Annotated in this window: 22 protein-coding genes; 11 read left to right on the forward strand and 11 right to left on the reverse strand. The window is 44.4% G+C overall.

What is annotated here, in order from left to right:
- Positions 1-6 precede the first annotated feature (6 nt).
- The 5 genes from OCU36_RS16645 to kdgR all read right to left on the reverse strand — a co-directional run bounded on the left by OCU36_RS16645 (position 7) and on the right by kdgR (position 5,894).
- Positions 7-744: a LytR/AlgR family response regulator transcription factor gene (locus OCU36_RS16645; protein WP_261840643.1), complete on the reverse strand. Its 738-nt coding sequence runs from the start codon at positions 742-744 to the stop codon at positions 7-9.
- Positions 722-2,398: a LytS/YhcK type 5TM receptor domain-containing protein gene (locus OCU36_RS16650; protein WP_261840644.1), complete on the reverse strand. Its 1,677-nt coding sequence runs from the start codon at positions 2,396-2,398 to the stop codon at positions 722-724. The genes OCU36_RS16645 and OCU36_RS16650 overlap by 23 nt, the downstream gene beginning before the upstream one ends.
- A gap of 264 nt (positions 2,399-2,662) precedes the next feature.
- Positions 2,663-3,544 carry a DMT family transporter gene (locus tag OCU36_RS16655; protein WP_261840645.1) on the reverse strand — a complete coding sequence of 294 codons (882 nt, stop codon included), beginning with the start codon at positions 3,542-3,544 and terminating at the stop codon, positions 2,663-2,665.
- A gap of 103 nt (positions 3,545-3,647) precedes the next feature.
- Positions 3,648-4,979 carry an MFS transporter gene (locus tag OCU36_RS16660; RefSeq protein WP_261840646.1) on the reverse strand — a complete coding sequence of 444 codons (1,332 nt, stop codon included), beginning with the start codon at positions 4,977-4,979 and terminating at the stop codon, positions 3,648-3,650.
- Positions 4,980-5,108: 129 nt separating this feature from the next.
- On the reverse strand, positions 5,109-5,894 hold the full coding sequence (gene kdgR, locus OCU36_RS16665) for a DNA-binding transcriptional regulator KdgR (RefSeq protein WP_261840647.1): 786 nt from the start codon (positions 5,892-5,894) through the stop codon (positions 5,109-5,111).
- Positions 5,895-6,139: 245 nt separating this feature from the next.
- On the opposite strand from kdgR, the gene kduD reads away from it, so the two are divergent.
- The 5 genes from kduD (at position 6,140) to OCU36_RS16690 (ending at position 11,749) form a co-directional block, all read left to right on the forward strand.
- Positions 6,140-6,901, forward strand: a complete 762-nt coding sequence (kduD, locus tag OCU36_RS16670; protein ID WP_261840648.1) for a 2-dehydro-3-deoxy-D-gluconate 5-dehydrogenase KduD — start codon at positions 6,140-6,142, stop codon at positions 6,899-6,901.
- Between the two features lie 14 nt (positions 6,902-6,915).
- A complete protein-coding gene (locus OCU36_RS16675) occupies positions 6,916-7,428 on the forward strand; it encodes a YgjV family protein (RefSeq protein WP_261840649.1) in 513 nt (170 codons plus the stop codon).
- A gap of 150 nt (positions 7,429-7,578) precedes the next feature.
- On the forward strand, positions 7,579-8,217 hold the full coding sequence (locus tag OCU36_RS16680; protein ID WP_261840650.1) for an RpiB/LacA/LacB family sugar-phosphate isomerase: 639 nt from the start codon (positions 7,579-7,581) through the stop codon (positions 8,215-8,217).
- A gap of 97 nt (positions 8,218-8,314) precedes the next feature.
- A complete protein-coding gene (gene uxaC, locus OCU36_RS16685; RefSeq protein ID WP_261840735.1) occupies positions 8,315-9,739 on the forward strand; it encodes a glucuronate isomerase in 1,425 nt (474 codons plus the stop codon).
- Positions 9,740-9,748: 9 nt separating this feature from the next.
- Positions 9,749-11,749, forward strand: coding sequence for a heparinase II/III domain-containing protein (locus OCU36_RS16690; RefSeq protein ID WP_261840651.1), 2,001 nt, complete (start codon positions 9,749-9,751; stop codon positions 11,747-11,749).
- 214 nt (positions 11,750-11,963) lie between these two features.
- Here OCU36_RS16690 and OCU36_RS16695 read toward each other — a convergent pair whose 3' ends face one another.
- Together OCU36_RS16695 and OCU36_RS16700 are read right to left on the reverse strand one after the other, a co-directional pair.
- On the reverse strand, positions 11,964-12,542 hold the full coding sequence (locus OCU36_RS16695) for a hypothetical protein (protein ID WP_261840652.1): 579 nt from the start codon (positions 12,540-12,542) through the stop codon (positions 11,964-11,966).
- 215 nt (positions 12,543-12,757) lie between these two features.
- Entirely contained in the window at positions 12,758-14,356 is a 1,599-nt protein-coding gene (locus OCU36_RS16700; protein WP_261840653.1) for an isocitrate lyase, read from the reverse strand.
- Positions 14,357-14,484: 128 nt separating this feature from the next.
- On the opposite strand from OCU36_RS16700, the gene OCU36_RS16705 reads away from it, so the two are divergent.
- From OCU36_RS16705 to OCU36_RS16715, 3 genes are all read left to right on the forward strand, one after another.
- Positions 14,485-15,438: a LysR family transcriptional regulator gene (locus OCU36_RS16705; protein WP_261840654.1), complete on the forward strand. Its 954-nt coding sequence runs from the start codon at positions 14,485-14,487 to the stop codon at positions 15,436-15,438.
- Between the two features lie 136 nt (positions 15,439-15,574).
- Positions 15,575-17,755, forward strand: coding sequence for a malate synthase G (locus OCU36_RS16710; protein WP_261840655.1), 2,181 nt, complete (start codon positions 15,575-15,577; stop codon positions 17,753-17,755).
- 434 nt (positions 17,756-18,189) lie between these two features.
- Positions 18,190-18,762 (forward strand): aldolase/citrate lyase/malate synthase family protein, encoded by a 573-nt coding sequence (locus OCU36_RS16715; RefSeq protein WP_261840656.1) that lies wholly within the window; start codon positions 18,190-18,192, stop codon positions 18,760-18,762.
- A gap of 174 nt (positions 18,763-18,936) precedes the next feature.
- On the opposite strand, the gene OCU36_RS16720 is transcribed toward OCU36_RS16715, so the two are convergent.
- Positions 18,937-19,101, reverse strand: a complete 165-nt coding sequence (locus OCU36_RS16720) for a hypothetical protein (protein ID WP_261840657.1) — start codon at positions 19,099-19,101, stop codon at positions 18,937-18,939.
- Between the two features lie 124 nt (positions 19,102-19,225).
- On the opposite strand from OCU36_RS16720, the gene OCU36_RS16725 reads away from it, so the two are divergent.
- The gene (locus tag OCU36_RS16725) at positions 19,226-20,833 is read left to right on the forward strand and encodes a BCCT family transporter (protein ID WP_261840658.1); all 1,608 of its coding nucleotides are present in this window, start codon (positions 19,226-19,228) and stop codon (positions 20,831-20,833) included.
- A 199-nt stretch (positions 20,834-21,032) separates the two neighbouring features.
- On the opposite strand, the gene OCU36_RS16730 is transcribed toward OCU36_RS16725, so the two are convergent.
- A complete protein-coding gene (locus OCU36_RS16730) occupies positions 21,033-21,959 on the reverse strand; it encodes a M14 family metallopeptidase (RefSeq protein WP_261840659.1) in 927 nt (308 codons plus the stop codon).
- 173 nt (positions 21,960-22,132) lie between these two features.
- Here OCU36_RS16730 and OCU36_RS16735 point away from each other — a divergent pair, with 173 nt between their 5' ends.
- Positions 22,133-23,038 (forward strand): DUF808 domain-containing protein, encoded by a 906-nt coding sequence (locus OCU36_RS16735; protein ID WP_261840660.1) that lies wholly within the window; start codon positions 22,133-22,135, stop codon positions 23,036-23,038.
- 116 nt (positions 23,039-23,154) lie between these two features.
- Here OCU36_RS16735 and pyrC read toward each other — a convergent pair whose 3' ends face one another.
- Positions 23,155-24,183: a dihydroorotase gene (gene pyrC, locus OCU36_RS16740; protein WP_261840661.1), complete on the reverse strand. Its 1,029-nt coding sequence runs from the start codon at positions 24,181-24,183 to the stop codon at positions 23,155-23,157.
- A gap of 192 nt (positions 24,184-24,375) precedes the next feature.
- Positions 24,376-24,534, reverse strand: coding sequence for a YqaE/Pmp3 family membrane protein (locus OCU36_RS16745; RefSeq protein WP_004731890.1), 159 nt, complete (start codon positions 24,532-24,534; stop codon positions 24,376-24,378).
- Between the two features lie 217 nt (positions 24,535-24,751).
- Here OCU36_RS16745 and OCU36_RS16750 point away from each other — a divergent pair, with 217 nt between their 5' ends.
- Positions 24,752-26,608, forward strand: coding sequence for a hybrid-cluster NAD(P)-dependent oxidoreductase (locus OCU36_RS16750; protein ID WP_261840662.1), 1,857 nt, complete (start codon positions 24,752-24,754; stop codon positions 26,606-26,608).
- Positions 26,609-26,697 lie beyond the last annotated feature (89 nt).

Genomic DNA, 26,697 nt, shown 5'->3' on the forward strand with positions numbered 1-26,697 from the left:
AATGAATTACAAACCCATTAAGTCTCTAAAGGGCTTGATGTTGGAGCGGCTTACCGGAATCAGGGTGTCTGTACCATTTAATTTGATACGATAGGTACTGCTTGCCCAAGGGATGATCTCTTCTATCTGGTTTAAATTTATCCAGTATGACCGGTGAACTCGAAAAAAGTGCACATTATCCACTTGGTTAACAAAGTCACTTAGCATCATTGGCGATGTAAACAAACCGCGCTGCGTGACAACTTCGGTTATTTTCCCATTTGCACTGGCGACGATAATTTCTGCGACAGGCGTAATTCGAATGCGGTTGTTTTGATACAAATTAACGCTGGCTTTTGGATCACGATGAGCATGGTATGAGTCTTGTTTGGTGGACGACAAAGCTCTTTGGTATTCGATTTTTTCGAGCGTTTTTTGCACTCGAAGCTCACTAAATGGTTTGAGAATATAATCAAAGGCTTCAATGTCGAAGGCTTCAGCTGCGTGCTCTCTGTAAGCGGTTGTGAAGATGATTTTCGGTGGGCACTTTGAGTTATAGAGGCTTTTAGCCAGTAACATCCCGTTGACCGATGGGATGTTGATATCTAAAAATGCGATGTCGATTTCTGTACCTTGGATATACTCCAATGCCTTCAACCCATCATCAAACTCAGCCACTATTTCAATCGTGCTGTATTTATGGATCAGATATTTGAGTTCTTCACGAGCCAGATATTCGTCTTCAACTAAGATTGCTGTTGTCATTATATTTGCCTTTAGGAATCACAAAAGAGATACGAGTGCCCGGGGTAAGACGTTCTATCTCAAGTCCTTTCCCGTACAATAATTGAATTCGTTGATGGACATTATTGAGCCCGATCCTTTTCGATTCGATCGTACCAGAATAAATTTGTTCAATAACCGTATTTGGGATGCCAACGCCATCATCACAAATCGTGATTTCAATACCATTGAGTTGCTGTCTAACGCGAATGCAAACCGTACCACTGCGACCATTCGGTATGATGCCGTGACCGATAGCATTTTCGACTAAAGGTTGTATCAGTAATGGTGGTATTGAGGTGTCGACAGTGTCCACATCAAATTGTACAGATAACTTATCTCCAAAACGGGCTTTTTCGATAGCTACGTAGTCTTTAACCTGCTGCAGTGCCTTTTCTAGAGGAATCATCTCATCGACATTTTCTAGGTTAAATCGCATGAATCCCGCCAGTTTGCCGATGAGATCTCTGGCTTTATCGGGTTCGATTCGTATCAGAGTGGAGATAGCATTGAGGGTATTGAACAGAAAATGAGGGTTGATCTTGTTTTGTAATGCCCCAAATTCTGCCTCGTTAGCCATGATTTTTAATTTTTCGACCTTGGCAACCTCTAATTGAGTTGAAATGAGCTGAGACAAACCGATCGCCATTTCGTGTAAGGCTAGCGTGATTTGATGGGGTTTATTAAAAAAGATTTTTAAGGTTCCCGTGACGTTACTGTTTTCAAATAACGGGATTATCATTAATGACCGAAAAGTGTGCTCTTGAATATTATTGCTCTTAATAATCGTACCATTTTCAATCGCCGTTTTTGTCATCAGGCTGACCTGGTTGTGATGGCTAGAGTATTGCTGCTCTCCATAACCCACATACACTTGCACATCGCGAGTATCTGTAATCGCGACAGCATCGGCATTGCACTCCCTTTTTATGATGGTACAAACCTGTTTTAGTGCATCATTTGAGCTTTTTCGTATATAGGGTAGAGTTTGGTTAGCGACTTTTAGGGCTTGTTTGGCTTGATATGCCGCGACTTTATCTTTTTCGCTTTCCATATCTTGTAGCCATTTAATGATCAGAATCACGCACACTGAGCCTAAAATCATGGGCAACCCAATAGCATCGACTATCGAATAGGAGAGGGCTTTGTCCTGAGATAAACCAATGATGAGTATCATGGTCAACACTTCGCAACCAGCAGCGACGAGAAAACCGTACTTAGCATAGTTAGCGTAGTTAGCACGTAGGTAGACCCAAGAGGCTAAGATCCCAGCTAAAACACTACTGATTAAACATGGAATCGATGATGGGCCATTGAGATCAATAAGATACCGGTGAATACCAGAGATGAGTCCTACGGGGATGCCAACCCAAGGTCCAAAGAGCACGCCACCTGAGACAATCGAGATAATACGAACATTGACTAGCGACCCTTCAACGTGCACTCCTGTATAGGTACTAAAAATGGCGAACGCCGTGAAGAACAGTGTCAGTATCGTGCGTTCTAGTGTGTTGCGACTCTGCTTTGCAATCAGAGTCTGAAATACTTTCATATGTGTTAGAAAGTAGAGAGCCATGAGTAGCAAAGATGCTCGTTCGACCATGGCTAACAGCATCATTAATTGATTCGACAACATATAAGGACCTAAAAAATAGCAAGGGCGGATTTTACCTTTCCCCGTTTGCCGTAGACAAGGTGATTAATGATACAGAAGCTGAAACTAAAAAACCGAAATGTGATGTGTCTTTTAGTATGCTTGGCGACTTAAATCTGACTAACAATACAACATCGATGTTAAGTGTGGGCACTGATAAATCGCCTTGTGTCGGCAATATTGCTTAGCATCCGGGACTGGCATGTTGGCAAGGATCTATTTGGTCTTGTTTGATACGGCTTTCGTTTACTGCCACATAACCAACACTGCGGCGATAGAAAGCAGAATAAGGGCAAAGATGTCTTTACGAGCAATGTGTTGCCCTAGCCAGAAATAAGAGATCAACACCATAAAGATCACTTCAATTTGCCCCAATGTTTTTACATAAGGCACGGCTTGCAATGACATCGCGCTAAACCAACCAAGAGAGCCAATCACACTGGCGAGGCTTGTCATAACCACCAATTTCGATCCTTTAAATATCTGGCGGAATGTCGCCCGATCTCTAAAAAACAGAAACGTACAAATAATGATGGTCTGAAGTGAAATGACTAAAAATAACACCCAAGCTGCGCTATGCGGAAAGGGTAGCCCGATACTCAAGCTTGCTTCACGGACCCAAAGAGAGGTTAAAGCAAAAGCAGTGCTGCATGCCATACCAAGTAGAAAAACCTTGGGAGAGAGGCTTCGCCAGCCGGAAGAGCTACTCATGATCAACACGCCCAACGTGCCAATGATTACGCCTAACCAGCCCGTTACCGTTAAAGCAGTGCCAAAGAATAACACCGAAAGTACAGCTGATACGGGGGCTTCACACTTAGCCAGTCCGGCTCCTATTGCATAGTTTTCTCTTTTGAACAGCATCACCATTAAGGCTGTAGCAAGGATCTGCATGATTGCAGCGGCACCAATGTAGAAAATAAATTCACCGGAAAAATGCGGTGTGGCTACGGGCTGCCATTGATAGAGCGCATAAAGATAAATAAGCGCGATCGGGCCTGCCCAAATAAAACGAGCCAGTGTGACTCCTGCCACACTCATCGTTCCACTTAATTTGCTTTGAAATGCATTGCGCCAAGATTGGCTAAAAGCCGCAAGAAGAGTAAAAGCTATCCAACTAAAAGACATGACGCTTCCATGTGTAATGTAATTTACTGATTATATTAACCAATCCTTACTCAGTTAACATTAAAAGCTTGGCTTTAAGTGCTATTCGATATCGCTACATTTATCAAAAGATCGGTTCTTTTTTGTTCTTGAAATAGAACAGCGCGCTGATCAAAACGAATAATAGGGTGAAATAATAGAAGAATGAAGAGAGTGAAGCCAAGAAGTCGAGGTTTTGTTCTATCTCTTGTGCGGTGTAACGCTGGGATACTAACTTGTAGTAGTAGGCATATAAAATGCCGATCAATCCATATCCAAGATTAAACATTAGACCTTTAAAGCTAAGCACGGTGGCTCTGATGTGTGATTGTGTTTTTTGGTTGAGATGATAGCTGATGAAAATGTTCATCGTCATGATGATAAAAATCAGCACGAGTGCTGGAATCACTCCGTAAATTGACCACCCTAAACTGATCCAATAATAGGTCACCATGGTCGCGCCCCCCATGACCGCAATAAAGGTTTTTGGCGCCATACTTTCTGTTAATCGGCGGCTTTGTCCCGCTAAAATTATTTTAAGCAAACTGATCCCAGCACCGATAAAACCAAAGTAGATAATCGGTATATCGATAGCAAGGTAGTACTGGCTATTCATGGTTAGGAACATTCGCGAGGTATGCTCGAACAGGCTGTAGTAGAGCAAGATAAACAGAACGTAAGGGGTAGCAAGTACCCACTTACCGGTGTCGGCCGTTAATTTAAGGCTGGCAATGATGGTGGCTGCTTTGGTTTGATCGCTTGGCCCCGTTTTTTTCTCTTCACGCATATTTATGGCGGCATAAATGGCGATCATCGCCACCAACAGGGTGGCAAACACGGGAATGCGCATCAGGTCTTTGGTGCTTTCGGGCTCGGCCAATCCAAGAGTATGAAAGAGAGGCGCCATGACGTTCACATCGTACATGGCAGCACCGAGCAAGGTGACAAAGATACCAACGCTTGAAGCGATTCGAAGTTGTATTTGTAAAACGCGCGGCCACAGCGCTTCATTGCCTTGCTCTTTCAAAGTGTCGTAAGCCAATGCCTCATCGGCACCACTCGCAAGTGCCATAGCTAAGCCGCTGAGTATCCTGTTAATCAAAAATACAACGAAGACCACATCGGGCTCTCCGGTTGGTACTAAGGCGATCATGGCGATTTCAATAAACATCACCATCGATGAGAGCACGACAAGCTTTTTACGCCCGAGCGTATCAGCCAATGCCCCTGATGGTACTTCAGCAAGTACGATGGTGGCAGCCCAAACCACGTTAAGCATGGCAAATTGAGAGAGGGTTAAACCATAGTCTAAGTAGAGTAGGGTGAAGATAGGGTAATAGAAACGCGCAAAGTAACTACTTCTAAACATTAAGAAATAGCGAACGTTAGGAACTTTTAGTATCTCTTTGAGCGTCATGATCGTTTCAGTACTTTAGATAACACATTATTATGTATATACCCTTTAGCTTTTTTAATCATAGAATTATTGTCAAACGCCTCATATATCGAGTTAGAGACGCCTTGATTCGCTCTAAAACCTTTCTGGCTATTTTACTGGGTAATCATTAAACCCTAATTGTTTGGATATATTTCGACCTGCGTTGTGTAATAATTCCACATAAGACGCTTTTTTCTGCTCATCAAAGCGCATGGTCGGAAATGAAATTGACACACCAGCAATCACGGTACCAAAACGATCGTAAACAGGGGTTGCGATACAGCGTAATCCTGGTTCTTGCTCTTCATTATCCTCGCCAAAGTGTTGTTGTTTCACTATTTTTAGCTCATCCATAAGTTGGTCGACGCTTTCGATTGTATTTTTCGTGCTTTTCACAAACTCGGTATCTGCAAGTTGAGCGCGAACGTATTCTTCGTCACGTTCTGCCAACAATACTTTGCCTATGGCAGTAGTATGCAGAGGGTTTCTTCTGCCAACACGTGAGTGCATACGCAAAGCAAAGCTAGAATCAATTTTGTGAATATAGATGATAGAGCCATGATCCAATGCCCCTAAGTGAATGGTTTCATTGGTCTCTTCTGAAATCACACGCATCTCTTTCTCTGCAATTGTGATCATATCAACCCACTCAAGCGATTTAGATCCAAGCTCGAACATCTTCAATGTCAGTGAGTATCTATCGGCCTCGCCTTGCTGAGACACATAGCCCAGCATTTTCATTGTTTGTAGAAAGCGATACGTCGTGGCCTTCGACATCATTAAGCGCTGTGAAAGATCAGATACGCCGATTTCCTTTTGTTTTCCCAGAGATTCAAGAATGTTAAAAACTTTCAATACCGATGAAACGGCTTCTGGTTGGGTGGACTTTTCCATTTTTATTCCTTTGAACTGTCTAATATCAAGATAAAATACCACTTTTCGTAATTTCTAAAAAGCCTATTCAAAAAAATAAAACTCTAGAACGATCAACTTCAAATTTTCGATATAATTTATGATTGTTTTTGAAATGTCGTTTCAAAAATAATTGTCAGAAAGGTATTTATGTTTTATTGTATGACTAAATTAAGTGGCAGGATTAATTGAAGCGCCGCAAACGGAACATAATTGAGGAAGTAAGCATGATATTAGGGTCATTCAATTTAGAAGGAAAAGTCGCGATAGTGACGGGTTGCGATACAGGCCTTGGTCAAGGTATGGCAATCGGACTGGCTGAGGCGGGTTGTAAAGTGGTTGGCGTTAATTATGTTGAACCAACAGAGACGATTGAAAAAATGAATGCGGCAGGTCATACGTTTTTAGACGTACGTGCCAACCTTCTTAAGCAAGAAGATATTCCTGGAATAATCGACAAAACGCTTACTGAATTTGGTCGTATTGATGTGCTTGTAAACAATGCCGGTATTATTCGCAGAGAGGACGCGATTGAGTTTTCTGAGCAGAACTGGGATGACGTAATGAACATCAACACCAAAACAGTTTTCTTTATGTCTCAATCGGTTGCTAAGCAGTTTAAGGCGCAAGGCACCGGCGGTAAGATCATTAATATCGCATCAATGCTCTCTTTCCAAGGCGGTATCCGTGTACCTTCTTATACCGCATCTAAGAGTGCGGTAATGGGTATCACTCGTGCGATGGCGAACGAGTGGGCAAGCGACAATATTAATGTCAACGCGATTGCACCTGGCTACATGGCAACCAACAATACTCAAGCACTACGTGAAGACGCAGAGCGCAACCAAGCGATTCTTGAGCGTATCCCTGCTGATCGCTGGGGTACACCGAAAGATGTTGCTGGCCCATGTGTATTTTTAGCGTCACCAGCATCAGACTATATTAATGGTTATACCATTGCCGTCGATGGTGGTTGGTTAGCTCGCTAACTGAGTATTATAAGATGGTTAGTGATTTTTTTGCGCAGGCAGTCGGGCTATTCAGTTTTGTTCTGGGGTTATCGACCTTTTACCAGAAAGATGACAAAAAGCTCAAAGTGGTGATGTTGCTGTTAAACATTAACCATCTTATTCATTTTTTATTATTGGGTTCCATTACATCGGCAATTGGTGCATTGATTTCAGCGCTCAGAACTTGCACATCAATGTATACAAAATCGTTGTGGGCGGCCGGGTTATTTGTGGTTCTGGCTATCAGTGGCGGCATAAGCTTTGCGCAGCATTGGTATCAGTTTCTACCTTTGGCCGGATCGATTATTGGAACGTACTCAATATTTAGACTGAGCGGTATCGCGCTGAGAGTCGGCTTTTTATTAGGGGCTTTCTGTTGGCTTATCAACAACCTAATTATTGGTTCAATTGGCGGAACACTGATGGAAATATCAGTGATAGGGATGAATCTAAGAACCATTTTCCGCTTATACAAAGATGACGCTAAGTGCAAAGTTACGACGTAAGAATAGAAAAGACATGTTTGCCAAAAGCCAGCGTGTTAATGGATAACTTTACGCCGATGCGTAAAGCCTTTGTTTAAACACTGAATTTTAATATTGATAGTTTCAGACTCAATTTTTTTAAATTTGCAGCAACGCTGCGGGAGAACGTATATGAAAATCGCACTAATGATGGAAAACAGCCAAGCGGGCAAAAATGCAATGGTATCTGCAGAGCTTGAGTCAGTTGCGGGTGGTCTTGGCCATGATGTTTTCAACCTAGGCATGACCGATGAAAACGATCATCACTTAACTTACATCCACCTAGGTATCATGGCGAGCATCCTGATTAACTCTAAAGCGGTGGATTTCGTTGTAACGGGATGTGGAACAGGTCAAGGTGCGTTGATGTCACTGAACTTACACCCAGGTGTGGTTTGTGGGTACTGTTTAGAGCCGTCTGATGCATTCTTGTTTAACCAAATCAACAACGGTAATGCTATCTCGCTTGCTTTCGCGAAAGGTTTCGGTTGGGCTGGTGAGCTAAACGTGCGTTACATCTTTGAAAAAGCGTTCACAGGTGAGCGTGGTCAAGGTTACCCATTAGAGCGAGCTGAGCCACAGCAACGCAATGCAGCGCTACTTAATGACGTAAAAGCAGCAGTAGTGAAAGATAACTTTATTGATTCACTACGCGCTATTGATCAAGAACTTGTGAAGACCGCGGTCGGCAGCTCTCGCTTCCAACAATGTTTCTTTGACAACTGTCAAAACCAAGACATTGCAGATTACGTTCGTTCAATTTTGGGCTAACACTAGCGTTTGGTTTGATAGAGCCAGCCTAATTAGGCTGGCTTTTTTATTCAATTTTTCCTAACGGTTATCAACTCCTGTTTATATAAGACTTTGAATTATGGCGTATATACATACAGATTTTCTATTGCAAGGAGACACTGCCAAGCGTTTATATCACGAGTATGCGGCAGAACTTCCTATTATTGACTATCACAATCACCTTGATGCCAAAGAGATCTATGACAATCGCCAATACGCTAATATTGCGCAAGCTTGGTTGAGTTGCGATCACTACTTGTGGCGTGCATTGCGCAGTAATGGCGTTGATGAACATTATATTACGGGTGATGCGAGTGACTATCAAAAGTTCCAAAAGTGGTGTGAAACCATGCCGTATCTTATTGGTAATCCGCTGTATCACTGGTGTCATTTGGAGCTGAAAAAATACTTCGATCTTGATCTATTACTCAATTCAGAAAATTGTGAGGTAATTTGGCAACACTGTAATCAAAAGCTTAACCAAGCATCTCACCGGTTCCAAGCTCTGCTTAAAGAGAGTCGAGTTGATACGTTATGCACGACCGATGATCCGCTGAGTGATTTGATGTATCACGATAAGCTTCATCGTTCAGAATTTTCAGTAACGGTTTTGCCTACATTCCGAGCAGATAGTCTAATTGAAATTGAGAATCAAAGCGGCTTTCAAAAGATGCTCAATGCATTGGCAGCCATTACGGGCATTAATGTGGTCGATTTTACCAGCTATGCTCAAGCGATCACTTCTCGGGTGGATTATTTTGCGCAGCACAACTGTCGATTATCTGACTTAGGGTTAAAAGTGGTGGATTTTGCACCCTATCATCCTGAGGTGCTTGATCAAGTCATAGCGAAGATCAAACGTAGTCACCCTCTGAATAGTAACGAAATTGCACAGTTTAAAACGGCGGTTTTTGAAGTGCTTGGTAAGGCATACCACAAGCATGGGTGGTCGATGCAAATTCATATTGGTGTGTTGAGCAACGTGAATAAGCGCCGGTTGGATGCGTTGGGTGGCGGGACGGGCTTTAGTGTTATCAGTGATAACCCCATTGCGGAAAATTTAGGAAAATTACTGAGCTTGTTAGATCAAGAACGCCAATTACCGCAAACCATTGTATACAGCCTAAACCCGAAAGATAGCCCAGTTCTCGGGTCTATTATCGGGGCTTTCCAAGACAGTGATGCACAGCCAGGTAAAGTGCAACTTGGCTCCGCTTGGTGGTTTAATGACCATAAAGCGGGCATGGAAAAACAGCTTCAAGACCTCGCTAATTTAGGCGCTTTGGGGCGCTTTATTGGAATGTTGACTGACTCGCGCAGTGTGCTGTCACTCTCTCGCCATGATTACTTTCGTCGCATTCTATGTAACTTACTTGGCCAGTGGGTTGATGAAGGACAGATACCCAATGACGAGTCTTTGCTTAAGCAGAGTGTCGAGAACATCTGTTATCAAAACGCCAAACAATACTTCAATTTTCATCCATCTAAAGATTTAATATAGGTATCCATTATGTTGCAGTTTACCTCTCAAGAAATGGCGGTCATTCGTAAAAATACTAGCCAAGATATCATCGAACAGATCATCCAAGATAATCAAGTTGTGCTTAACTCTGATACGTTGGTGCCGCCAGATGCTCGTGCTACTTGGAACCTGTACTACTTTTGTCCTACACACGGAGTACGTTTAAGCTGGGATAGAAATCGCCCTACAGAACATGTGTGTCCTGTGGATGGCGAGGTACTCACTGGAGAACCTTATGATGGGGCATGGTGGCGCTGGCTAAATGGGCTGAATTCGAAAGCGTGTAATGACTTAGGCTTGCTTTGGCAGGTGACTCAAGATAAGCAATATGTAAACAAAGTTCGAGAGATCTTATTGGGTTATGCAGAGTATTACCCAACTTACCAAGAGCACGGTGGCATTCCATACAACGGTCCAGGTAAAGCGAACGCCCAAACGCTTTGTGAAGCGAATTGTAATCTTGATTTTGCTCGAGGTTATGATTTCGTTAAAGAGCAATTGAATGCTGAAGACCAAATGTTTATTGAACAGCGTTTGTTGCGCGAAGGGGCTGAGTTCTTGATGCAGCATCGAGCGGATCAGCTTCATAATCATGAAATGAAAATCTCAGCAACCATTGGTGTGATTGGTTTGATTCTCGATGACCAAAAATTTATCGATTTTTCAGTGAATACCCCTTATGGCTTGAAATATCAGCTAGAGCATGGTGTGAAAGGTGAGGGGTTGTGGTTTGAAGGTTCAATCCACTATCACTATTACGCGTTACAAGCGCTGCTAAATTTTGAAAAATTGGCATGTAAGACGGAGTATTCACTGCAAGCGGTACCAAACTTTCATACCATGTTGGCATTCCCGCTCAAGCTACTCATCAATACGGGGGATTTTCCTCGCTTAAACGATTGTATTGCGGGTCAAGAGAAGCTCACTCATAGTCACTTATTCGAATTTGGCTACCGAGAGTTTAAAGATCCTTTATTTGCATCAGCGTTGCAAAACATCTATCAAAGTAAACCCCGTAATAATATCGACGCGCTGTTGTACGGTGTGAATGAATTACCAGTGGTTGAGCCACTTAAATGCCAGCCTATTCATGCTGAGCAATCGGGTATCACCATTATGCATAATGAAGAGCATGACAATATGCTATTGGTGAAACACTCTCCTTATGGTGGTGAGCATGATCATTATGACCGATTGGGCATTATCATTACGCGTAATGGCAAAGAGATTCTCCCTGACCTTGGAACGACAGGTTATGGAGCAGAACTGCATTATGGGTATTATAAAAATACCGTCACGCACAACACCTTGGCCGTTAATCAGAAGAATCAACCGCCGGCAAACCCGACAGTGAACCAGTTTTTAGAAGATCAAAAGTACACGTGGTTAGACACGCAAGCCGATTGGTGCGGTGAGTTACCGACAGTTGACAGCCATACTATTGTTCAATGGGATTTAGACTCTTACAAAGACGTTGTATTTCGCCGTCAAATTCTATGGTTAGGGGATGCGGCGATTGAATTCAATACCGTGGAAAACCCTCACCGCCAACAACTGGATATGATTTGGCATGTCAGAGGGCAACACCGTTCTTTGGCATCGACCCAAGGCTGTGATAACCCGTTAGATGGACCTTTAGCTAGAATGACGAGTTGCCATGAGGTGACACTTAAAGAGTCCATTGATTTGTGTTACTCGATTGAACAGCAAACGGAGTTTAATCAGCAGGTGATCACGGATTGTTCTGCGTCTCTATTGTTGGGATATGCCCCCGATAATCCTGCAACCAGTGATTTAGCTTATACGATTCTACGTAGTCAAGAGGCGGTTCTTAAAGTGGCGACTGTACATAACCTGACGCAAAGCGACGAGATCAGAATGTCAGATCTTGAGTGGCGCTCAGATGTAATCAATTTTACCTTGCGAAAAGGTGGCGTGGAGCAATCTGTTTCGATAAACCAAGAAACAGGGGTTGTTTTAGGGGTTTAGTCACCAAAAGATTGAGAATGATAAGTCGTAGAATTTAACCAATCTCCTTATGTAAAAAACCTCAAAGACATTTGAGGTTTTTTTGTTCATTATCGATGTCTAGTCAATCCGTTGCCATCGATGATTGAGTTTTAGGCTCCCTAGTGGTGTTGGCGCTTGTTCTTCACTTTCACTTTAATTTTTCTTTGTAAAAAAGATGGACTGATTGAACGTTTTAGTCGGCCAACTCAGCCTCTGCTAACTCTTGAACACAAGCTCGGCTGATGTCTTGATCAATGTAGGCCATACCAAGTTTATTGAGGAACTCCATGCGATCGGCAGTGCGAAGCTCGATGTCAGGGCCTGCAATGTTGTTGGCTTGATAGATGTCAGTAAGGTGAGACATGAATTGCTCACCCACACTCATCATTAACAGGCTCATCGCACCGACGTCCGGTCTTACTTTAGCTCGTTGCTTTTCCGATAGGTTTACCGCTAAGACGATAGGCTGTTCTTCACCATCGAAGCGAACGCTGCGCTCGCGAACGGTTTGCTGTGCCCAGTAGTACGCCAGCTCTTTACTCTGAGTTAAGAATACGGGTTCAACCGATTCGGTATAGTGGTTGCCGATGGTCGCCATGGTTTTTGAGGCGGCTTCGTTGAGCGCTTTGTCTCCTGAGCGTTTTAGCCCCTGATCTTTAATTGAAGCGAGCAAGGCGGAAGATGTGCCGTGATACCAAGTATCACCTATCGCGAAGCCGTTTTCTGATAACAGTATTTTTGCATCTTGTAGGTGTGTCGGTATCGAAGTCATAGGCACTCTCAATCAATAGGAATTCAAACAAACGTAAGTGTGATTAGCTTAAACAGAAGTCGTTCGGTTAACTGTGGTGTGGAACGCAAATCTGAGGCTTTGAGATAAAGCTGGCAGTCTTAGCTTTATCTCAAAGCCTTCCCCCGGATCTTACCTAAGTAAGAGAGAAGGGCGGGGGAGGCTTTAGCGTTAGCGATTAATCAAAGTGTTCGCGATTAATCAAATTGGTTCGATGTATTCGCTTCACCTGCCGCTTTTAGTGCGTTTTCACCCGCAAAGTACTCTTTGTGGTCATCACCCATGTCTGAACCAGACATGTTTTGGTGTTTAACACATGCGATGCCTTGGCGGATTTCTTTACGTTGAACATTCGCAACGTAACCCAACATGCCTTGGTCACCGAAGTACTCTTTCGCAAGGTTGTCAGTAGACAGCGCGGCTGTGTGGTACGTAGGCAGAGTAATCAAGTGGTGGAAAATGCCCGCTTCACGAGATGCATCGGCTTGGAAGGTGCGGATTTTGTCGTCAGCACGTTTAGACAGTTCAGACTCGTCGTATTCCGCGCTCATTAGGTTAGCGCGGTCGTATGCAGAAACATCTTCACCAGCTTCAACCATCGCATCGTATGCTTGTTGGCGGAAATTTAGCGTCCAGTTGAATGATGGAGAGTTGTTGTACACCAATTTCGCATTAGGGTGTACTTCGCGAACGCCATCCATCATCTCTTTGATTTGACCGATGTGTGGTTTCTCAGTCTCAATCCAAAGTAGGTCAGCACCGGCGTTGATGGCTTCGATACAGTCAAACACACAACGGTCTTCTCCCGTACCTTGGCGGAATTGGTATAAGCCTGAAGGTAGGCGCTTAGGTCGAACCAGCTTGCCGTCACGATTGAAGCAAACATCGCCTTCAGCCATATCAGCCACATCGATCTCTTCAACATCTAGGTACGAGTTGTAGATGTCACCTTGGTCGCCCGGCTCTTTCACTACTGCAATTTCTTTTGTTAGACCCGCACCTTGTGAATCGGTACGCGCAACAATGATGCCGTTGTCGATGCCCAGTTCAAGGAATGCGTAACGAAGCGCACGAAGTTTCGCGTGGAAGTCAGCGTGTGGCACCGTTACTTTGCCGTCTTGGTGGCCACATTGTTTCTCATCGGCTACTTGGTTTTCGATTTGCAGACAACAAGCACCCGCTTCAATCATCTGCTTAGCCATTAGATAAGTCGCTTCTGCGTTACCAAAACCTGCATCGATGTCAGCGATAATAGGCACTACGTGTGTTACGTGGTTGTCTATTTTGTCTTGGATGCGGTCTTGTAGATTGACATCGCCTGCTTCACGAGCGGCATCCAGTTCACGGAATAAGCCTCCTAATTCACGAGCATCGGCTTGGCGCAAGAAGGTGTATAGCTCTTCTACGAGAGCTGCAACTGAGGTTTTCTCATGCATTGATTGGTCTGGGAGTGGGCCGAACTCTGAACGAAGTGCTGCAACCATCCAACCAGAAAGGTATAGGTAGCGGCGATCTGTTTTGCCATCAAAGTGCTTCTTGATAGAAATCAACTTTTGTTGACCGATAAAACCGTGCCAACAACCCAGAGACTGAGTGTATTGAGAGCTGTCTTTATCGTAAGCCTCCATATCCGCACGCATGATATTTGCCGTGTATTGCGCGATATCCAGACCGGTTTTGAATTTGTTTTGAGCTCGCATGCGAGCTGCAGATTCAGCATTGATTGCATCCCATGGAGCACCTGCAGCGCTTTTAGCAACTTCTATCATTTCGATATCTTGTGTAATTTGCGACATAACTATTCCTTAGTTTCACGTGGGTATGGTTGCCAACTTGGCTTGGATTAAACTTTGCTATGGACAAAGAATAATCATGTATGTGATAATTTTGTTAATTTATAGTTATTATGTTCGGTATTTTTTTTATGAATATTGCTCGTATAGACCTTAATTTACTTGTGTATTTAGACATCTTGCTACGTGAAAGAAACGTAACACGCGCCGCAAATCAGTTGGGTATTACTCAGCCAGCCATGAGCAATGGTCTACGCCGATTACGTGATCTGTTTGAAGACCCGCTATTGGTGAGAACCAGTGAAGGGATGGTGCCGACCGAACGCGCACACAAGTTGCAGCCACTGGTTCGAAACATCTTGGCGAATGTAGAAAAGACGTTGCAACCGACAACGGAATTTAACGCAGAAGACAGCGAACGTGTGTTCCGTATTATGGCAAGCGATTATGCAGAGTCGACTCTCATTCAGCCATTGCTTAAAAAGTTGAGTGAGATTGCCCCCAAAATACGGTTGGATATCATGACGCCAAGTGACGTGAGCTATCAGGATGTGGAACAAGGAACGGTGGATATTATAATCAACCGATTTGACGATATTCCTCAGTCTTTTCATCAGATGAGCCTTTGGCACGACGGGTTTTCTTGTCTATTTAGTTGTGACAACCCGATAGCCGATAACTTCGATATTTTATCGTATCTAAAGGCGCAACATATTTGGGTAAGTAAGACAGGTATGGGAACGGGAGTGGGAATAAACCCAAGCGAAGCACAAAAGCTTGGTTGGATAGATGAGGCATTAATGCGCATTGGTAAAACCCGTAACATCACGGTGTTTACTCGACACTACTTGTCGGCGATTCTCTTCGCACAACAGAAGAACCTGATTCTGACTATTCCTACCAAAGCGGCGCAACTGCAGCGCAATAACCCTAGATTGTTGATCAAGCCTGCGCCATTTGCGATTGAACCCTTTGAGGTAAAAATGGCGTGGAGTCCATTGTTACAAACCAATCCCGACCATCAGTGGATGCGTCGCTTGATTAAAAGTGTTGCCAATGAAATCGAAAGTGGTGTCACGGGATAACATCGTTTTTATGGTATTTCTTTTGTGAATAGCCAATATAAACAACATAAATTAGATAAATTTTTGCCATTTAAGTAGGTTTAAATAAGTGAAGTAAATTTATTGAGTTGTCATCCGTTAGTTTGAGAGGGATTTTATGAGCAGTCGTATTCAACAGGGAAGCTTGAACATTGATAGCACCCTCTACCAATTAATTAATGATCAGGTAATTCCAGGGACGGGCATTGTCGCTGAAGACTTTTGGCAGTCATTTGCCACCATCCTTAAAGATTTGGCGCCAAAAAATCGCGCTTTGCTTATCAAGCGTGAAGATCTTCAACATCAAATTGACGTTTGGCACCAAGAGCGTGCTGGGCAAACGCTAGATCCTGTGGAGTACAAACAGTTCTTACAGCAGATTGGTTATTTGGTCCCTGAAGGTGATGACTTTCAAGTGACGACAGCGAGTGTAGAACCTGAGATCGCAACACAAGCCGGGCCGCAGCTTGTGGTGCCAATCATGAACGCACGTTTTGCACTTAACGCCGCCAATGCGCGTTGGGGCAGCCTCTATGATGCGCTCTACGGAACGGACGTGATCAGTGAAAGTGATGGCGCGGAAAAGGGCGGAAGTTTTAATCCAGTGCGCGGCGCCAAGGTCGTGGCTTATGCTCGTGAGTTCCTTGATGATGCCGCGCCATTAAACGGTGTCTCCCATAAAGACGTCACCCAATACAGCATCAGTAATGTAAGCATCGGCAATAAGCTGACAGCGACCCTCAATAATGGTGAAGAAGTCACTCTCATTGATAGCGACCAGTTTATTGGCTATCAAGGTGACGCCAGTTCCCCTTCGTGCATTCTTCTTAAGCACAATAATTTGCACATCGAAATTCAAATTGACCCGAGCGCACCGATTGGTAGCGTTGATGTGGCGGGTATTAAAGATGTACTGGTTGAAGCGGCACTCACGACCATTATGGATTGCGAAGACTCGGTTGCTGCAGTTGATGGTGAAGATAAAGCACTGGCTTACCGTAATTGGTTAGGCTTGATGAAAGGTGATCTGCAAGAATCGCTAGAGAAAAACGGCAAAACCATTGTTCGTAACCTTAACCCAGATCGCCAATACACCAGCGTGACGGGGGGTGAGATTTCACTTAAAGGGCGCAGTATGTTGTTCATACGCAATGTTGGTCACCTGATGACTAGCCCAGCCATTATTGATGCCGAAGGCAATGAAGTGCCTGAAGGTATTATGGATGGCATGATCACTTCGCTCATCGCCATCCATGACTTAAAAGGCAATAGCGTGTACCAAAACTCAACCGCAAACAGCATCAATATTGTAAAACCTAAGATGCATGGTCCTGAAGAGGTTGCATTTACCAATGAGTTGTTCGGTCGAATAGAAGATGCGTTAGGGCTGGAGCGATTCACGATAAAAGTCGGCATCATGGACGAAGAGCGTCGTACTTCGGTTAACCTTAAAGAATGTATTCGTGCCGCTAAAGATCGTGTTGTGTTTATCAATACTGGTTTCTTAGACCGTACCGGTGATGAGATTCACACCAGCATGGAAGCGGGGCCTTTTGCCCCTAAAACACAGCTGAAAACCATGACTTGGATTGGCGCATACGAAGATCAAAACGTTGATCTTGGCTTAGCTTGTGGCCTGCAAGGTAAAGCCCAGATTGGTAAAGGTATGTGGCCAGAACCAGACAATATGGCGAAGATGATGGACGCGAAAATCGGACACCTACAAGCGGGTGCTAATACCGCTTGGGTTCCATCGCCAACCGCCGCGACTTTGCACGCGCTGCACTATCACAAGGTGAGTGTACCAAGCCGTCAGAAAGAGCTTCGTGAGCGAGTGAGAGCCAATGTCGATGATATTCTCACTATCCCGCTACTGGGCAATCAAAAGCTGACAGCGCAAGAGATTCAAAATGAATTAGACAATAACACCCAAGGTATTTTGGGGTATGTCGTGCGTTGGATTGACCAAGGGGTAGGGTGCTCGAAGGTGCCAGATATTAACGATGTCGGTTTGATGGAAGACCGCGCGACGCTGCGTATTTCAAGTCAACACATTGCCAACTGGTTACGTCATGGGATTTGTAATGAAGCCCAAGTCATGCAGACTATGAAGCGCATGGCCGCAGTGGTGGATGAGCAAAATGCGGGTGACCCGAACTATCGCAACATGGCCCCTGACTTTGAAAACAGCATTGCATTTTCAGCAGCGTGTCAGTTGGTGTTCGAAGGCTGTGCACAGCCTAGCGGTTACACCGAACCAGTGCTGCATGCCATGAGATTGAAGTTAAAAGCGCTTTAATGAAAACAACGTCATCACGCAGTAAAACAGAACAATCAATCGGATGAGTAGCGAATAAGAAAATAACAAAAAAGAAAGTCCCTTTAAACCGAGCCAAGGTGCCGCGCTTAATTGTTTATAGCGCGGCTTTTTTTTTGCTTTTTCAGGGGAGAATAGGGGAAACCCAATGATGATCAAAACAGTGGTACTTTATTGATGCCTGCTTTCATCTCATCCGTTTCCCATTTGCTGCTGACGTCATTTGGTATTCACAGGGGCGGGGTTTTAAAAAGCAATTTAGTAAAATTTACAGTGTGAAGTTTTTGTTGTGAAATTGTTTGAAAAATAAAGGTAGTATGAAATACATAGAGACCACACGGTACTAAACCATTTTGAAAAGGGTCAATCGGGATGTTTGGCCTACATGACATTCAAAGCCGTAAGAGGGAAAGACGATGAATATGCTGACACTAGACAAAACAGAACTTCACAGAAACCATTCAACATTTATTGCTGAAGCTGTCTTTGCCGTTGAAATGGTGAAAGCAGACAAGCAACTCGAAAAACAGAAAATGGCGAAACAGTTGCTTGATACCCTATTTCCTTTAGAAGCGGGTTCACACGAAGACGCGGTGAGCTATGAGATTGATTATCGACACGTTCAGGTTTACTTCAAAAACGGTGAGCATACAGGTCTGAAACGCGCTAAGCACTTTGTGGCTTACACAGGGGATAAGGCAAAACCTTCGGCCATTCTTTTCCGTGATGAGAGTGGTACACACGTTGAAGTGACAATTGGTGCTCGTAAAGGAACAGGCCGTCTGGAGTTGGTTGACATTCAAGATATCCAACTAGAGACATGCACCACCTTTGGCCAAACTGAGGTCAGCCGCTCTTCGGGTATCCGTCATTGGGTCAGCTTAGTGAAAGGTGATGAAAGCGGTCGACCGAATGCATCGAGTGAAGACAAAGAGTTCACGGCAAAGAATGGTGAAGACTACAACCTAGGTTTTTGTTTCGCAATTTAATGCTGTGTCACCGCTATAGGCTATAAGCTATCTTACCATCGCTCTCTCTTTTAACTTTGATAACCTTGCCCCGCTTTATTGCGGGGTTTTTTGTTAGAGCTATAAATAAATTGCTCGGATATCAAAGTGATCTGAAAATAATTAACCAAAACTCTCTTTGGGCTATTGTATTGTTTAAAATGTTGTAAAATAATGATTTTTAATCTTTTTTGTCTCAGGTTTGTAGCCGGTTAATTGTTGGTTTTGACTGCGGTAGTGATCATCATCAGTCCAGAATTCAAAAAAAATGCTTTGAGCTGTGCTATAATGCGCAGCTTGAGATTGAGCTAATAAGTCCATTTGTCACCTATTTCAGTGATTTTTACCATGTGTGTTTACGTGATGTGGCAAGCCAATCAAGTAGTAATTGGATATGGAGAGCGTCCTTATATTCGTTGATTCGGATATGCGAACATCATAATTTATGAGTTTTAAATCAAAAAAGTACAGTATTGATTCTACCGATTATCAAGTTGGTCAAGATAACGTTAGCAAATGGGGCATGGATGTCCATAACACCGTATTCTTAGCCTCAGTCGGCTTATCTATTCTCTTTATCGTCACTCTTCTTGCTTTTCCTGCGGCAGATGCTAAAGCTGCGATTGACTCCATCAAGGGAGCCGTTCTATCAAATTTCGACTTCCTGTTTATGTGGGGAGCCAACATTCTTCTCATTTTTGCCATTATTCTTGCGTTTTCACCGTTGGGTAAAATTCGCTTAGGTGGTGAAGATGCGACTGCAGATTATTCAATGCCATCTTGGATCGCGATGTTATTTGCCGCAGGTATGGGAATAGGACTTATCTTCTGGGGTGTTGCAGAACCTACTGCATTCTTCACAAATTGGCTTGGAACGCCCCTTAACGTAGAGCCTTTTACTGCCGAAGGGCGTGAACTAGCATTAGGTGCAACGGTATTCCACTGGGGATTGCATGCATGGGCCATTTATGGCATGACAGCACTTTGCCTCGCATATTTTGTTTATAACAAAGGTTTACCGCTATCAATGCGATCGGTGTTTTACCCACTATTAGGTGATCGTGTTTGGGGCAAGATAGGAGATGTAATCGATGTGCTAACCGTATTGGTGACTCTGTTTGGTCTAGCGACCTCCTTAGGTTTAGGTGGCACACAAGCCGCAAGTGGTATAAGCCATGTGTTTGGTTTAGAAAATAGTATTTACCTTCAGCAAGCGATTATCGTTTTGATTATGGGATTAGCGATCATTTCTGTTTTGCGTGGTATGGATGGTGGGGTTAAGTTCCTAAGCAACCTGAACATGGTCATTGCGTTCGTATTCCTGGGTCTTATTGCTGTTCTGAACTTCACAACCGTGCTTGATTCAGTGGCGACCGCGGTAACGGGTTACGTGAAAAATATCGTGGCCTTGAGTCAAAGTTCTGGCCGTGAAGATACAACATGGTTGCATGGCTGGACGGTGTTCTACTGGGCATGGTGGGTTGCATATGCCCCTTTCTTTGGTATGTTTGTCGCGCGCATTTCTAAAGGCCGCACGGTTCGTGAATTCTTAGTATGTGTATTGGTCATTCCAACATTAGTTACAACGGCTTGGATGTCTATCTTTGGTGGTGTGGCTATCGAACAAGTGATGAATCAGGTTGGGCAACTTGGGCTAGAACAAGGCATTACAGATGTCTCTCTAAGCTTGTTCTACATGCTCGATGCATATCCGTTTGGCAATGTATTATCAGTCATCGCCGTTGCGTTGATCGTTGTATTCTTTGTTACCACGTTAGATTCAGGCTCTATTGTTGTCGATGGTATGACGGCGGGTGGTAAGCTTGAAGTACCAGTGAAGCAGAAAGTCGTTTGGGCGGTGATTTCAGGTGCTATCGCAATGGTGATGTTGTGGATCGGTGGAACTCAATCAATTCAAGCATTGCAATCGATCACGATCATTGCTGCATTGCCGTTTACTATCATCCTTCTGCTCGCTTGTGTAAGCTTGTTCAAAGGCTTACTGACTGAAGTTGATAAAGGACAAACAAGCGTTAGCGAAACAGTGAAATAAAGTCACTGCGTGAATAGTTAACGGCTCATTTCAGACGAAGCGTTGTTCCAAAGCTCTCTTGCACAGTGTGTAAGGGAGTTTTTTATGTTTGATAAGACATTAAGATAAGAAAAAGACAAAAAAGAGCCACAAGCGAATCGTTACTTGTGGCGCTTTTAAAATATAGAGGGCTAGCGATTATTAGGGGGTAGGTATTTGCTTACGCGTTTAATTCGTGTTGAATTACATAGTCTAAAGCACCGACTACCGCAGCAACCTGAGCGTCATTGCACTCTTCGTCTGTTACCTTGTCGCTGTCCGGGTAAACCTCAGTGGTTGTACCGTACTTACAATCAGTCACACCGCCACATAAGCCAAGCTTCTTCATTGGGTAGTTAATCACACCATGTTGGGTAACTTCAGAACCAATGATCTTGCCGTCTTCATCTGCTGGCGCAATGTGAGTTACCTTTTGTACTGCAGCAATCACTGCCGCTTGGAAGTCAGGTTGTGGATTTTCAGTATCGCCCACCGTGTAGAAACCGTCTGGGATCATCCCTTCAATGTACTCAATACCATCACGCGCCGCGAGTGCTGGTCGGAATTCTGTTTCATCAGAGTCTGTCGTCTCATGCAGGTCAACGTGAACCAAAACTTCTGGTAAAGAAGCGACTAAAGCTCTTAAGTTGGCTGACTCTTCTACTGGCGTATCGTCGTAGAAAGAGCGGTTTGGATCGACAGCATTTGGGTTCCAACGGTTGATCACTTCGTAACCCCAAGGGCTTACACAAGGTGCAACAACAATGTTGAAGTGTGCTGAGTATTGTTCCGCTTGAGTTGCGGCGAACTTGATTGCGCCATGCACACCACTGGTTTCGTAACCATGAACGCCACCCGTGACAAGAATCGTTGGTTTTGATGCGTCCCAGTTTTTGCTTTTGATAGCGAAAAGCGGGAAGCGAGCTTCATCGTAGCTCAGCGCCCCGTATTGCTCGATGTCAAAGCGGTCTGCCAGTGCTTGGATTTTTGACACGACTTCTTGCTGGTATTCACGCTTAACGGTTCTTTGAGCGAACCATGCTTGACGTTCTGCTTGTTGCCATTTTTTTCCTGGCTTACCAATTGGGTAGGAGTATTCACTTTTCATCTATACTTGTTCTTTTATGTTCGCGAAAGATGAAGACAGACTAGTCCTGTCTAGCAGAGACGGCAATAGAAAACACACTTTGTGACTTTATTTTTACAGACTCATAACTTTGACGAGCGGATTGATGGTGTTACATTTTATTCATTGTTTAATCCCTTAAAAGAGACCATAAAATGGCTGGAGCAAGTTTATTAACGCTACTGGATGACATTGCAACCGTATTAGATGATGTCGCATTGATGTCTAAGGTCGCCGCGAAAAAAACCGCAGGTGTGTTGGGGGATGATTTAGCGCTCAATGCTCAGCAGGTATCCGGTGTCTCTGCTGAGCGAGAGATCCCTGTGGTATGGGCCGTCGCAAAAGGCTCATTTAAAAACAAGCTAATTCTAGTCCCCGCAGCATTATTGATCAGTGCTTTTATTCCTTGGCTGATCATGCCGCTCCTTCTGCTTGGTGGCCTGTTTCTTTGTTTTGAAGGGGCGGAGAAAATTTTAGAGAAGCTCTCTCCTCATGCTCATCAGCATGACGATAAGGAAAAGGATTCGAGCACTGGTGAATCCATAGAGGCATATGAGAAGAGAAAGGTCGCAGGCGCGATTCGTACCGATTTCATCTTATCAGCGGAAATCATTGTGATTGCATTGGGTACTGTAGCGGGCGCAAGCATCATGACTCAAATTATTGTCGTCAGCTTAATCGCAGTTGTGATGACCATGGGGGTATATGGCTTGGTAGCAGGAATCGTTAAGCTAGACGATTTAGGTTTTTACCTTGAACGTACGTCTAACGGTGAAGGGGTAAAGGCCAAGCTGGGTGGCGCGTTAGTCGCATTTGCACCAAAGTTAATGAAGATGCTTGCTGTGGTCGGCACTGCGGCGATGTTCTTGGTGGGCGGTGGAATCGTGGTGCATAACGTTCCTGCGATTCATCACTTAATTGAGCCGATTATTATGGATTTTCGTGGACATACGATAGCGACAGCGGTGGTTCCAACTCTGTTGAACGGTGTTATCGGCGTCTTAGCTGGATTGATCGTCGTTACTGTTTGGACTGTGATTGGAAAAATTCGCGGTAAGTAGGGCTTAAACAACGTCTTAGTTAAAGCGTTCCTTTCATACAAAATAAAAAAAGGGTCACCCATAAGCGGGTGCCCCTTTTTAGTTAAAGTGAAGTATTTACTACGCTTGCTAAGTTCTTACTTTACAGACCAAGCAATCGTCTCGCCGCCACGGATTGGCACAACGATGTCTGAACCAAAAGGCATCGTTTCAGCAACGTTCCACTCTTCTTTAACAAGAGTGATGGTGTCCGTGTTACGTGGAATACCGTAGAAGTCAGGGCCGTTGTGGCTTGCAAACGCTTCTAGGTTCTCAATCTTACCTTCTAAGTCGAACACTTCTGCGTACAGTTCAATGGCAGCGTGTGCTGTGTAAGAACCCGCACAACCACATGCCGACTCTTTTGCCCCTTTTGCGTGTGGTGCAGAGTCTGTACCCAAGAAGAACTTCTTGCTGCCGCTGGTTGCCGCTTCGATAAGTGCTAACTGGTGAGTGTTGCGCTTCAGGATAGGAAGGCAGTAGAAGTGTGGCTTAATGCCGCCAACCAACATGTGGTTGCGGTTGTAAAGCAAGTGGTGAGCAGTAATGGTTGCCGCTACGTTGTCGTTCGCGTTTTTAACGAAGTTTGCAGCATCAGCAGTTGTGATGTGCTCTAGAACAATCTTCAGGTTAGGGAAGTCGTTCACAATCGGCGCTAGCACGGTGTCTAGGAATTGCTTCTCACGGTCAAAGATATCAACATCGTGAGTGGTTACTTCACCATGAACCAGTAGCAACATATCCACTTCTTGCATGGCTTCTAACACGTGGTAAATCTTTTGAGCCGAAGTTACACCTGAATCCGAGTTAGTCGTCGCGCCTGCTGGGTAAAGCTTTGCAGCGACTACTGCACCAGACTCTTTCGCTTTGCGAATTTCGTCAGGTGTTGTGTTGTCTGTCAGGTAAAGTGCCATTAGAGGCTGGAACTGCTCGCTTGGCTGCTCTGCCATGATGCGTTCACGGTAAGCAAGAGCCATTTCGGTATCGGTTACCGGTGGGATGGTATTTGGCATGATTAACGCTCGACCATTGTAGCGGCTGATATCGCGCACTGTATCTTTTAATACTTCGCCATCGCGTAGATGAACGTGCCAGTCGTCAGGACGAGTAATCGTAAGTTGTGTCATTGAAGGCTCCCACCATTTGAAGTGTTATGTAGTTGGAGCCTAAACTCGGCGAAATCTGTGAAAGCAATCGCTTACGTTTAGGCGACAGGATGATAGTGGAAAAGCACTTTCATTTCATCCTATTTTTAACTCTTCAGGGTTAGGAGCTTGTTTTTCTTAGTATTTTATTCGGTATTTAATTTTGAGGACGAGTTATCGAGTCGCCACCCAAAGCCCGTGGATCATTCCTGGCACCCAGAAGAAGAAGGTCAGGATGATGTTAATCAGCAGATCTTTACCTGCACCACGAGCGAAGAACACACCAACAGGCGGAAGCAGTACACATAAAATGATAATGACGAGTTTGTTCATGATAAATCCTTTTTATTCAATGAAAGTTCAATGCAGTAATTGTGTTCAAAGTATAGAGCGTATAAAGAGTGTTACTGCATTGCTGCCTTAATGTATCAAGGTAGAAAGCTAAACATCTCAAGATAATAGCTTAGTATCAAGTGTTTAGTAGCTGCCAGTTTATCTATTTATAACCATTTGTTAGCATTGGGACAAACAACAAAACATTGGAATCGTTATGTCGCAGCTACCGTCAGATCAAAAGGCTTTAGAGCAAGTGCCTTCTCTATCTCAAATCAATGTATTTCCCGTGAAATCTGTGGGCGGGATCGCGCTCTCTTCTGCTTGGGTCGAAAAACAAGGTCTAACTTTTGACAGGCGTTTCATGCTGGCGTTGGCAGACGGTTCAATGGTTACAGCGCGCAAGTACCCGAAGATGGTTAAGGTCTCTTCAAGTTTGCAGCCAGACGGTTTGATTTTTACTTATGAAGGTAAAGAGCCACTGCGTCTGAAATATGCAAACTTCAAGATGCAAGAAGCGCCAGCAACGGTGTGGAAAGACAGCTTCACGGCATACACGACATGTGATGAAGCAGATGATTGGTTCAGTGACGTGTTGGGTGTTCGTGTTGAGTTACTTTTCTCTGGCGAGCAATCAAATCGTGTCCGAGAAAAGCTTGGTCAGAATGTCAGTTTCGCTGACGGCTATCCAATGTTGGTGATTAGCCAAGCATCACTTGATGAGCTCAACCGCCGCAGCCCTGAAGTTCATTCAATGGATCAGTTCCGCACCAACTTTGTTGTTTCAAATACAGAAGCCTTTGCCGAAGACGGCTGGAAGCGTATCCGAATTGGTGAGGTTGAATTCGAAGCGGTGAAGCCTTGTGAGCGCTGTATCCTAACGACAGTCGATGTTGAGAGTGGCGAATTCAGAGCGACAAAAGAGCCGCTCAATACCTTCTCTACATTCAGAGCCAACGAGCGTGGTGGTGTTTTCTTTGGTCAGAATCTGGTGGCGAAAAATGAAGGTCTGGTGAAAGCGGGTGACATCGTTGAGGTACTTGAAACCAAAGAGAAAGAACACTACGAAGACACTTGGGTAGAGTCACTGCATTTAACTTGCGTTGAGCGTGAAGAGATCGCTCGCGATTTCACAACGTTCTGGCTAGAACCAGCGAAAGAGAACCATTCATTACCAAGCTATCAGCCAGGGCAACATCTGCCGATTGAGATGGTGATTGATGGTGAAAAAGTGTCTCGTCGTTACACACTATCTTCGAGTCCTTCACGTGCCGGTCGCTTGGCGATTTCTGTCAAGCGAGTCAATGATGGTCTAATCTCAAACTGGCTCAATGACCGCTTCCAAGTCGGTGATACACTGGTTGCTCAAAACCCCGATGGCGCTTTCTATCTCGAAGAAAACCCTAAGCATCCACTACTGCTGTTGTCTGCCGGCAGCGGCATTACCCCGATGTTGTCGATGCTTCGTTACTTAGCCGATCACGGCAAAATAGAGGATGTGGTTTTCTATCATCAATGCAGTAGCGAAGAAGATATCCCTTATCAAGCGGAGATCGATCAAATGGCTAGTGAGCATGCAGGGCTGCGTGTAATCTATTCGCTAAGCCAGCCAACGAAAGAGTGGGAGGGTTTATCTGGGCGTCTGAGCGTGTCGCATATCGCTAACATTGAAGAGCTGCATAAGCGCCAAGCATTTGTGTGTGGCCCTGATGGCTTTATGGAGAATGCCAAGACACTGTTGATTCAAATGGGACTCAACCCTTTGCACTACCATCAAGAAACATTTGGTGTTACCCAGTCTACTGAAGAGGCGGTGAAGCAACTGCAGTTAAGTGTTAATGGCTACTTGTTCGAAGGTAATAACCAAGCAACGTTATTAGAGCAAGCGGAGTCGGCGGGTGTGCCTATCGCTTCAAGCTGCCGTGCGGGGTTTTGTGGCGCTTGTAAAGTGACCCTTGAGTCAGGGCAAGTTCACCAACCAGATGTGCCTGCACTGCAAGAGCATGAACGCAATATGGGCCAGATACTGGCGTGTTGCAGTGTGCCGCAAACCGATATCGAAGTTGTGGATTAACAACTTGTTCGGTTAAAACAAAAAGCATTCAATAGAAAAGGTCGAAAGTTCGTGAATGAGCTTCCGGCCTTTTTAACTCTGAGACTAAT

The sequence above is a fragment of the Vibrio artabrorum genome (genome assembly GCF_024347295.1).
GTDB lineage: Bacteria > Pseudomonadota > Gammaproteobacteria > Enterobacterales > Vibrionaceae > Vibrio > Vibrio artabrorum.